The organism is Mycobacterium sp. THU-M104, assembly GCF_049197365.1.
GTDB lineage: Bacteria > Actinomycetota > Actinomycetes > Mycobacteriales > Mycobacteriaceae > Mycobacterium.
This window is the reverse complement of sequence record NZ_JBMIOP010000144.1, coordinates 40,738-50,219: the sequence shown is the minus strand read 5'-3', so window position 1 is coordinate 50,219 and position 9,482 is coordinate 40,738. Positions and strand designations below refer to the sequence as shown.

Genomic DNA, 9,482 nt, shown 5'->3' with positions numbered 1-9,482 from the left:
TGTTTGGCCCGCCGCCGCTCGGTCTCGTCGATGGCCTCTTTCATCGAATCGGTGATGGTGTCGGCATACATGTGCACTTCCCCGGAGACGTTGCGGGCGGCGCGCCCGATCGTCTGGATCAGGCTGCGCGACGAGCGCAGAAACCCCTCCTTGTCGGCGTCGAGGATCGCCACCAGCGCCACCTCCGGCAGGTCCAGGCCCTCGCGGAGAAGGTTGATGCCCACCAGCACGTCGTATTCGCCCAACCGCAGCTGGCGCAGCAGTTCGACGCGGCGCAACGTGTCGACCTCGGAGTGCAGGTAGCGCACCCGGATGCCCATCTCGAGCAGATAATCGGTGAGGTCCTCGGCCATCTTTTTGGTCAGGGTGGTCACCAGCACCCGCTGGTCGGCGTCGGTGCGTTTGCGGATCTCGCCGATGAGGTCGTCGATCTGGCCCTTGGTCGGCTTGACCACCACCTTGGGGTCCACCAGGCCGGTGGGGCGGATCACCTGCTCGACGAACTCGCCGCCGGACTGACTCAGCTCGTAGGGGCCGGGCGTCGCCGACAGGTACACCGTCTGCCCGATCCGGCCGGCGAACTCCTCCCAGGTCAGCGGTCGATTGTCGACTGCGGAGGGCAACCGGAACCCGTATTCCACCAGATTTCGCTTGCGGGACATGTCGCCCTCGTACATGCCGCCGATCTGCGGCACGGTGACGTGCGACTCGTCGATGACGAGCAGGAAGTCCTCCGGGAAGTAGTCCAGTAGCGTCGCCGGCGCCGAACCCGCCGGCCGGCCGTCGATATGGCGGGAGTAGTTCTCGATTCCGGAGCAGAAACCGACCTGGCGCATCATCTCGATGTCGTAGTTGGTGCGCATCCGCAGCCGCTGGGCCTCCAGCAGCTTGCCCTGCCCTTCCAGCTCGGCGAGCCGCTCGGCGAGCTCCTCCTCGATGGTGCGGATCGCCTGGGACATCCGCTCGGGACCGGCCACATAGTGGGTGGCCGGGAAGATGCGCAACGAGTCGACCTGGCGGATCACCTCACCGGTCAGCGGATGCAGGTAGTACAGCGCCTCGATCTCGTCGCCGAAGAATTCGACCCGGACCGCCAGCTCCTCGTAGGACGGGATGATCTCCATCGTGTCGCCCCGCACCCGGAACGAGCCACGGGTGAACGACAGGTCGTTGCGGGTGTACTGGACGTCGACCAGCAGCCGCAGCAGGGCGTCGCGGGCCACCTCGGTGCCGACCTCCAGTTCCACGGAGCGGTCCAGGTAGGACTGCGGCGTCCCCAGGCCATAGATGCACGACACCGACGCCACCACCACCACGTCGCGTCGCGACAGCAGCGACGACGTCGCGGAGTGCCGCAACCGCTCGACGTCGTCGTTGATGGAGCTGTCCTTCTCGATGTAGGTGTCGGTCTGCGCGATGTAGGCCTCCGGCTGGTAGTAGTCGTAGTACGACACAAAGTACTCGACAGCGTTGTGCGGAAACATCTCTCGCAGCTCGTTGGCGAGCTGCGCGGCCAGCGTCTTGTTCGGCGCCATCACCAGGGTGGGCCGCTGCAGCCGCTCGATGAGCCAGGCGGTGGTTGCCGATTTACCCGTGCCGGTGGCGCCGAGCAGCACCACGTCGCGTTCGCCGGCCCGGATGCGCCGTTCCAGCTCGTTGATGGCCGCCGGCTGATCGCCGGCCGGTTCATGCGGACTGACCACCTCGAAGCGCGCCCCGCTGCGCACCACGTCCTCGACCGCACGGTATTGCGAGTGCGCGACGACCGGGTGCTCGGTAGCAAAAGCCATATGACCAGGGTAGAGCGACCCACCGACATCTGGCCGCCGCGATCCGCGGACCGGCTGTCCCGTCGCTGGTCCGGTCCAATGATCAGCTCGTGCCGCGGACCGTTAGGGTCAAACCATCCACGCGCCCAAGCACGAGACGTTCGACCTGATCGCCCGCACCAACACCGACCCCAAGGGCATGGTGCGGGCCGTCGACGAGTACGCGGTGCACCCGTGGGGCCTGTATGTCGCCCGGCCCACCCCGGGCCGGGCCCAGTTCTCCTACCTGGAGTCATGGCTGCTGCCGTCACTGGGGCTGCGCGCCACCGTGTTCCACTTCAATCCCGGCTACGAACGCGACCAGGACTACTACCTCGACGTGGGCGACTGCGTCCCCGGCCCGCAGGTGTGGCATTGCGAGGACCACTACCTCGACATCGAGGTCCGCACCGGGGCGCGGGCCGCGCTGCTCGATGTCGACGAACTGCTCGACGCGGTCCGCCATGGCCTGCTGAGCCCGGAGGCCGCCGAGCGGGCGGTGCGACACGCGGTGGACGCAGTCGACGGGCTGGCCCGCAACGGCTATGACCTGTCCCGCTGGGTGGCCGGCAAAGGCATGCGCCTCACCTGGCGCGGGCGTTCACGATGACTTCTCCGCGCAGCACCGCCAGGACCACTAGCGCCCGGATCGAGGCCGCCAGCCGACACCCTCGGCCCACTCCCATGCCCGCGGGTAGGCGTCGAAGAGCCAGGGCTGCATGGCGTCGGCGTAGCGCGCGACGTCCCCGTGCGCGCTGTTGTCGGCCGCACGCGTGACGCCCAGGTACTCCTCGCGCACCCCGGGGTCGGCCACCAGCCAGTCGGCGAACAGCAGGGCGAACTGCTGTCCAGGCCAGCCGTCCACCCGGATGTGCACGGTGGTCGGCCGGCCGGGATCGGCCGAGGCGTGAATCCGCTTCTGCCACAACGCCGGATCGTCGCTGTGATCGAAACACTCCATGGTGCTGCGGGCCTCGGCCCGCGGAACGTCGCCGGTGATGTCCTCGATGCGCGGGTAGCCGGCAGACAACAACGGCACGGCGAGCTCGTCGGCCACCGCGAGCGACTCGACGGTGATCTGCATGTCGATGACGTCCGTGGCGTACCAGGCGGGATCCCCGGACAACACCGTGGACCCGACGTGGTCGACCCGCAACGCCTTGTGGCCGCACGTGGTCTTCAGGCGGTTGGCGATCCGCCGAGCCTGTTCCGGCCACGTCGGGTCGGCCGGTACCAACCGCGCGGGGGCGCGCACGGTTCGGCGCGCGGTCAGGTTGTGGGCGAACGGCAGGATCCGGTCATTCCAGACGTCGCGAGCCCGTCGCTTCAGGTCCGCCGGATTGCCGGAGTTGTCCAGCCAGACATCGGCGACCGCGCGGCGCTGCTCGTCGTCGGCCTGCGCGGCGATCCGGGCGCGGGCGTCCTGTTCGGCCATGCCGCGCTGCTCCACCAGCCGCCGCACCCGCACCTCGACGTCCGCGTGCACCACGACGACCAGCGGGAACAGCGGGGCCATCCCGGATTCCACCAGCAGCGGTATGTCCTCGATGACAACAACGTCACCGGAAGCATCCGCCACCCCCGCAATGATCTCCGCGCGCCGCCTGGCGACCAGCGGGTGCACGATCCCGTTGAGTGTCGTGCGCGCGTCGTCGTCACGAAAAGCCTTGGCAGCTAAGGCCGGGCGGTCCAGTGCGCCGTCGGGCAGCAGGATGTCCGCCCCGAATGCGGCGACGAGGTCGGCCAGGCCTTCGGTGCCAGGTTCGACCACCTCGCGCGCGATCACGTCCCCGTCGACGATGACCGCGCCGCACTGGGCGAACGTGGCGGACAGCGCCGACTTGCCGGCGCCGATGCCGCCAGTCAACCCGATGCGCAGCATCAGCGAGCGCTGTCAGGCGTTGCCGGCGAGCTTTTCCCGCAGGGCGGCCAACTGGGCGTCGCTGGCCAGCGACCCGCCAGCGGACTTCGCCGAGGACGTATCGGTGCCCGGCGACTGGTCGCCACCGGCGTGACCGGCCTCCTCGGCCGCGGCGAACTTCTCCATCTGCGCGGTGTGCATCTTGTGCTGGCGCTCGGCCTCGGCGTAGCGGGCCTCCCACTCGGCGCGTTGCTTGTCGAATCCCTCGAGCCACTCGTTGGTGTCGGCGTCGAAGCCCTCCGGGAAGATGTAGTTGCCCTGCTCGTCGTAGCTGTCGGCCATGCCGTACTTCGCCGGGTCGAATTCCTCGGTGTAATCCTCGTTGGCCTGTTTGAGCGACAACGAGATCCGACGGCGGTCCAGGTCGATGTCGATGACCTTGACCATCGCGTCGTCGCCGACGGAGACCACCTGGTCGGGCACCTCGACATGGCGCTCGGCCAGCTCGGAGATGTGCACCAGGCCCTCGATGCCCTCCTCGACGCGGACGAACGCGCCGAACGGCACCAGCTTGGTGACCTTGCCCGGCACGATCTGACCGATGGCGTGGGTGCGGGCGAAGTGGCGCCACGGGTCTTCTTGGGTCGCCTTGAGCGACAACGAAACCCGCTCGCGGTCCATGTCGACGTCGAGCACCTCGACGGTGACCTCGTCGCCGACCTGGACCACCTCCGACGGGTGGTCGATGTGCTTCCAGGACAGTTCGGAGACGTGCACCAGACCGTCGACACCGCCGAGGTCGACGAACGCGCCGAAGTTGACGATGGAAGAGACCACACCCTTGCGGATGGTGCCCTTCTGCAGCGCGTTGAGGAATTCGCTGCGCACCTCGGACTGGGTCTGCTCGAGCCAGGCCCGCCGCGACAGCACCACGTTGTTGCGGTTCTTGTCCAGCTCGATGATCTTGGCCTCGATCTCCTTGCCGATGTAGGGCTGCAGATCGCGGACTCGGCGCATCTCGACCAGCGAGGCGGGCAGGAAGCCGCGCAGCCCGATGTCGAGGATCAGGCCGCCCTTGACGACCTCGATGACGGTGCCCTTGACGGCCTCGTCCTTCTCCTTTAGCGCCTCGATGGTGCCCCAGGCGCGCTCGTACTGCGCGCGCTTCTTGGACAGGATCAGCCGGCCCTCTTTGTCCTCCTTGGTGAGAACCAGGGCCTCGACCTCGTCGCCGACGGAAACGACCTCGCTGGGGTCGACGTCGTGCTTGATGGAGAGCTCGCGGGCGGGGATCACGCCCTCGGTCTTGTAGCCGATGTCGAGGAGGACCTCGTCCCGGTCAACTTTGACAATGGTGCCTTCGACGATGTCGCCATCGTTGAAGTACTTGATCGTTTTGTCGATGGCGGCGAGAAAATCCTCGCTGGAGCCTATGTCGTTGACGGCTACTTGCGGCGAGGTGACGGCGGGACTCGGCATGTGGTGGGTTGCTCCGGACAGGTTGGGTCGTAGGGACAAAATCGCAATTTTACCTCCACGAGGCTACTCGACAGGGCGCACGCTGGACAAACCGGTTAGTGCCCGCATTAGGTCAGGGGCGCATCTGGTGCCGTCCTCTTGGCAGTGATCCCCCGGGCGCTACATCGAGTCGCTGATCAGCGGCGGTACTTGCCCGCCCCGTGCAGGGCTCCTGATACGACGTGGCGGCCGCCGCCCCGCGCTGGCAGGGCGAAAGCTGGCAAGCAATTGACGCTCGACGCGGTAGGTGATGCGCGGCACGATGGCCTTGAGGATTCAATCCTGCTTGGCAAGTCACGACAGCTCCAGTACTTGGAAGCCTGGCCGAACAGCCGCTATCCGCTTGTAGTCGCGGTCCCGGTGCAACACGCCGACCTCGTGGTGGATTGCAGTTTCGGCGATAAAGAGGTCGGGGATCGGCGTTCGGTGCCACATGCCGCGGTGGTGGGCTAGGTCGCGCTGAAGCCGGCGAACTCGCTCGAAGATGTCCGCGGGCGCGCGAAGCACATGGTAGGCACGCAACGACGTCTGCTGGTTGTCGTAGTCTGTCGCCGACCGGGCCGAATACAACCATTCGAGTTCACCGATATCACAGATAGCGAGGTCGGCTAGATCAATGCCCGCTGGTGGCGTCTCGCCGGCGAGGAGTCGCACGTGAGCACTCTTGTCGAGAATCCACGTCGTCATCGCCATGCCTCATCCGACAGCAGCACATCGACGTCTATGTGCTTGCCGGCGTGCGCGATGTGCTCGACGATCCGTCCGCGCCTCGCCGCCGCGGACTCCTCGGCCCGGGTCACCAATTGACGGAGTGCGCGCTCGACAGTTGCCCGCAAGGTTTCCCCGGTGATGGCCTGGGCGGCTTCTACGAGATCTTCGTCAAGCTCGATTGTGGTCCTTTTTACCGACATAATGTACATATTATCAAATCATATGTACATATAGCGGTGATCCCCGTCAGACTTCAGGCTCCGTCCGGCGTGGGACACCGCGGGCCCGCACGCCCCGATCTGGACCCAACGGCCATCCTTCACCGGTGGTGCACCTCCTCGTCGCTGTGAGCCGGTCAACTGTGAGCAGTATCGGCTACGACACCGACAATTTTGCCGGCGAGTTCGGTGCGGGTGAATACCCGCACCACGACTGCGCGATCCTCGTCAGAACCTGGCGATCAGGACGACCCCGCACACCATGAGCGCGCCCCCGACAGCCCGCCAGAGGTTGATGGGGTGGGGATCGAGCCGCAGCCAGCCGAAATGGTCGACAACCAAGGACATGATGAGCGCCGACGTGACCGTGATGCCCATGAACGTTCCGGCCCCGACCCTGTTGACCAGCGTGAGGCCCGCGTAGACCTGGACGGCACCGACGAGCCCGCCGATGACCGCCCACCAGGGCATCGACGCGACGTCCTCGGCGCTCGGCAGCGGCCTGCGCATGATCAGGAACGCCGCCACGAAGAAGACCGTGATCACCGCGAACGACACCGCCGAGGCCAGCCACGGGTTGATGAGATGCTTGAAAAGCTGCCCGTTCATGGCGGCGCCGCAGGTCTGCAACGCGCCGCCGAGAACGATGAGCGGAATCATCCAGATCGGGTTCAGGGGGCTCCTAATGCGCGGCGGCATCCCACGAGCGACCGTAGCCCACCGACACCTCCAGGGGGACGTCCAGCGGGTAGGCGCCGCCCATGTGCTCGCGCGCCAGCGCCTCGACCCGTTCGCGCTCGCCGGGGGCGATCTCGAACAGCAGCTCGTCGTGTACCTGCAGCAGCATCCGCGACGACAGGCCGGCCTCCTTGAGCGCCTTGTCCATGCGGATCATCGCCACTTTGATGATGTCGGCCGCGCTGCCCTGGATCGGCGCGTTCAGCGCGGCGCGTTCGGCGGCCTCCCGCACCTGACGATTGCTGCTGTCCAGTTCGGGCAGGTAGCGCCGGCGGCCGAACACGGTGGAGGTGTAGCCGTCCTTGCGGGCTTGTTCGACGACGGCATGCAGGTAGTCGCGCACCCCGCCGAAGCGGGCGAAGTACTGGTCCATCTGGACCTTCGCCTCCTCGGTGGAGATTTTGAGCTGAGCGGACAGCCCGTAGGCGCTCAGCCCGTAGGCCAGCCCGTAGGACATGGCCTTGACCCGGCGGCGCAACTCGGCGGTGACCTCCTCGATCGGCACGCCGAACGCGCGGGAGGCCACGAACGAATGCAGGTCCTCACCGGTGTTGAACGCCTCGATCAGTCCCTCGTCGCGGGACAGGTGCGCCATGATCCGCATCTCGATCTGGCTGTAGTCGGCGGTCATCAGTTCGGCGAACGGCCCGTCCGGGCCGTTCCCGACGACGAACGCCTCACGGATCTGGCGGCCGGCGTCGGTGCGGATCGGGATGTTCTGCAGGTTGGGTTCGGTCGATGACAGCCGGCCGGTCGCCGCGATCGTCTGGTTGAACGTGGTATGGATCCGCCCATCGGCGGCCACCGCATTCAGCAGCCCGTCGACCGTCACCTTCAGCCGGGTGACGTCCCGGTGGGCCAGCAGGTGCTGCAGGAACGGGTGGCCGGTCTTTTCGAAAAGACCCTGCACAGCGTCCGCATCCGTGGTGTAGCCGGTCTTGGTCCGCTTGGTCTTGGGCATGCCCAGCTCGTCGAACAGCACGACCTGCAGCTGTTTGGGCGAGCCCAGGTTGATCTGCTTGCCGATCACGGCGTAGGCAGCCTCGGCGGCGCCGCGGATCTGGTCACCGAACCGGCTTTGCAAATCGTGCAGCATGTCCAGGTCCACGGCGATGCCGGCGCGTTCCATCTCCGCGAGCACCTGCTGCACCGGCAACTCCATGCCGGCCAGCAGTGTGATGGAGTCGATGCGTTCCAGCTCGGCGTCCAGCGCGTCGGCGAGGTCCATCACCGCCCGGGCGCGCACGATCAGGGCCTCAACGGCCTGCTCGTCGACGGCCTCGACGTCATCGAGAAGTGACAGTTGCTGCTGCTCAGCGGTTTCCGAGCGCAACTCACGCCGCAGGTAGCGAAGCGAGAGGTCGTCCAGGGTGAAGCTGCGCTGTCCCGGGCGTACCAGGTAGGCCGCCAGCGCGGTGTCGGAGGTGACACCGCGCAACGTCCACCCCCGGCCCACGAGGTCGTGCAGGGCCAGTTTCGCCTCGTGCAGCGCCTTGGGCTGGGCCGGGTCTGCCAGCCAGGCCGCCAGCGCGGCGTCGTCCTCGGGGGTCACCGCCGTGGTGTCGATGAAGCAGCCTTCCCCGTCGGCGGCGGCGATCGCCAGCGCGGTGGCGTCCCCGCCGTGCGGAAGATGGGTGCCTGCGACGGCCAGCCCGGCCCGACGCCCATCGTGGGCGTGCCCGGCCAGCCACCGCCCCACCGTGCCGGGCTCCAGCGCGCCGCCGTGCACGTCGAAACCCTCGTCGACTTCGGGCTCGACCGCGGCCAGGGTGTCGAACAGCCGGTCCCGCAGCACCCGGAACTCGAGGTCGTCGAAGAGCCGGTGGATGTGGTCGCGATCCCATGGCTGCAGCCGTAGCGTGTCCGGCGTCTGGGCCAGCGGTACGTCGCGCACCAGCTCGGTGAGTTCGCGGTTGCGCACCACGGAGGCCAGGTTGGCCCGCAGCGCGTCGCCCACCTTGCCGCGCACCGCATCGACGTTGTCGACCAGGCCCTGCAGCGAGCTGTATTCGGTGATCCACTTGGTGGCGGTCTTCTCCCCCACCCCGGGAATGCCGGGCAGGTTGTCGCTGGGGTCGCCGCGCAGCGCGGCGAAGTCGGGATACTGCGCGGGTGTGAGCCCGTACTTCTCGACGACGGCCGCGGGCGTGAAGCGGGTCAGTTCGCTGACCCCCTTGCGCGGGTACAGAACGGTCACGTCGTCGGTGACCAGCTGCAGGGAGTCACGGTCCCCGGTGACCACCAACACCCGGTAGCCCTCGTCAGCCGCCTGGGTGGCCAGCGTCGCGATGAGGTCGTCGGCCTCGAACCCGGGCTCGGCGACGACTGTGATGCCCAGCGCCCCCAGCACTTCCTTGGTGATGTCGATCTGGCCCCGGAATTCGTCGGGGGTCGCCGAGCGGTTGGCCTTGTATTCGGGATAGCGCTCGGACCGGAACGTCTCCCGGGACACGTCGAACGCCGCGGCGATATGCGTCGGCGCCTCGGCGCGCAGCAGGTTGATCAGCATGGCGGTGAAGCCGTACACCGCGTTGGTGGTGAGCCCGCCGCGGGTTTTGAAGTTCTCGGCGGGCAGCGCGTAGAACGCCCGGTACGCCAGCGAATTGCCGTCGAGCAACATCAGCGTCG

General features: G+C 67.3%; 8 protein-coding genes. 1 reads left to right on the top strand and 7 read right to left on the bottom strand.

Annotated features, from left to right (window positions below):
- Positions 1-1,790, bottom strand: a 1,790-nt coding sequence (gene uvrB / locus ACOJVU_RS12310) for an excinuclease ABC subunit UvrB (protein WP_421530024.1), incomplete at its 3' end; no start/stop codon positions are given.
- Positions 1,791-1,971: 181 nt separating this feature from the next.
- Here uvrB and ACOJVU_RS12305 point away from each other — a divergent pair.
- Positions 1,972-2,418 carry a DUF402 domain-containing protein gene (locus ACOJVU_RS12305; RefSeq protein WP_421530034.1) on the top strand — a complete coding sequence of 149 codons (447 nt, stop codon included), beginning with the start codon at positions 1,972-1,974 and terminating at the stop codon, positions 2,416-2,418.
- Positions 2,419-2,445: 27 nt separating this feature from the next.
- Here the strand turns inward: ACOJVU_RS12305 and coaE are convergent, their stop codons facing one another.
- The 6 genes from coaE to polA form a co-directional block, all read right to left on the bottom strand.
- On the bottom strand, positions 2,446-3,690 hold the full coding sequence (gene coaE / locus ACOJVU_RS12300; RefSeq protein WP_421530023.1) for a dephospho-CoA kinase: 1,245 nt from the start codon (positions 3,688-3,690) through the stop codon (positions 2,446-2,448).
- A 12-nt stretch (positions 3,691-3,702) separates the two neighbouring features.
- The gene (gene rpsA / locus ACOJVU_RS12295) at positions 3,703-5,148 is read right to left on the bottom strand and encodes a 30S ribosomal protein S1 (RefSeq protein ID WP_421530033.1); all 1,446 of its coding nucleotides are present in this window, start codon (positions 5,146-5,148) and stop codon (positions 3,703-3,705) included.
- 333 nt (positions 5,149-5,481) lie between these two features.
- Positions 5,482-5,874: a PIN domain-containing protein gene (locus ACOJVU_RS12290; RefSeq protein WP_421530032.1), complete on the bottom strand. Its 393-nt coding sequence runs from the start codon at positions 5,872-5,874 to the stop codon at positions 5,482-5,484.
- Positions 5,871-6,098 carry a type II toxin-antitoxin system VapB family antitoxin gene (locus tag ACOJVU_RS12285; RefSeq protein WP_421530022.1) on the bottom strand — a complete coding sequence of 76 codons (228 nt, stop codon included), beginning with the start codon at positions 6,096-6,098 and terminating at the stop codon, positions 5,871-5,873. The genes ACOJVU_RS12290 and ACOJVU_RS12285 overlap by 4 nt, the downstream gene beginning before the upstream one ends.
- 246 nt (positions 6,099-6,344) lie before the next feature.
- Positions 6,345-6,776 carry a DMT family transporter gene (locus ACOJVU_RS12280; protein ID WP_421530021.1) on the bottom strand — a complete coding sequence of 144 codons (432 nt, stop codon included), beginning with the start codon at positions 6,774-6,776 and terminating at the stop codon, positions 6,345-6,347.
- A gap of 22 nt (positions 6,777-6,798) precedes the next feature.
- On the bottom strand, positions 6,799-9,474 hold the full coding sequence (gene polA / locus ACOJVU_RS12275) for a DNA polymerase I (protein ID WP_421530031.1): 2,676 nt from the start codon (positions 9,472-9,474) through the stop codon (positions 6,799-6,801).
- Positions 9,475-9,482: the final 8 nt, after the last annotated feature.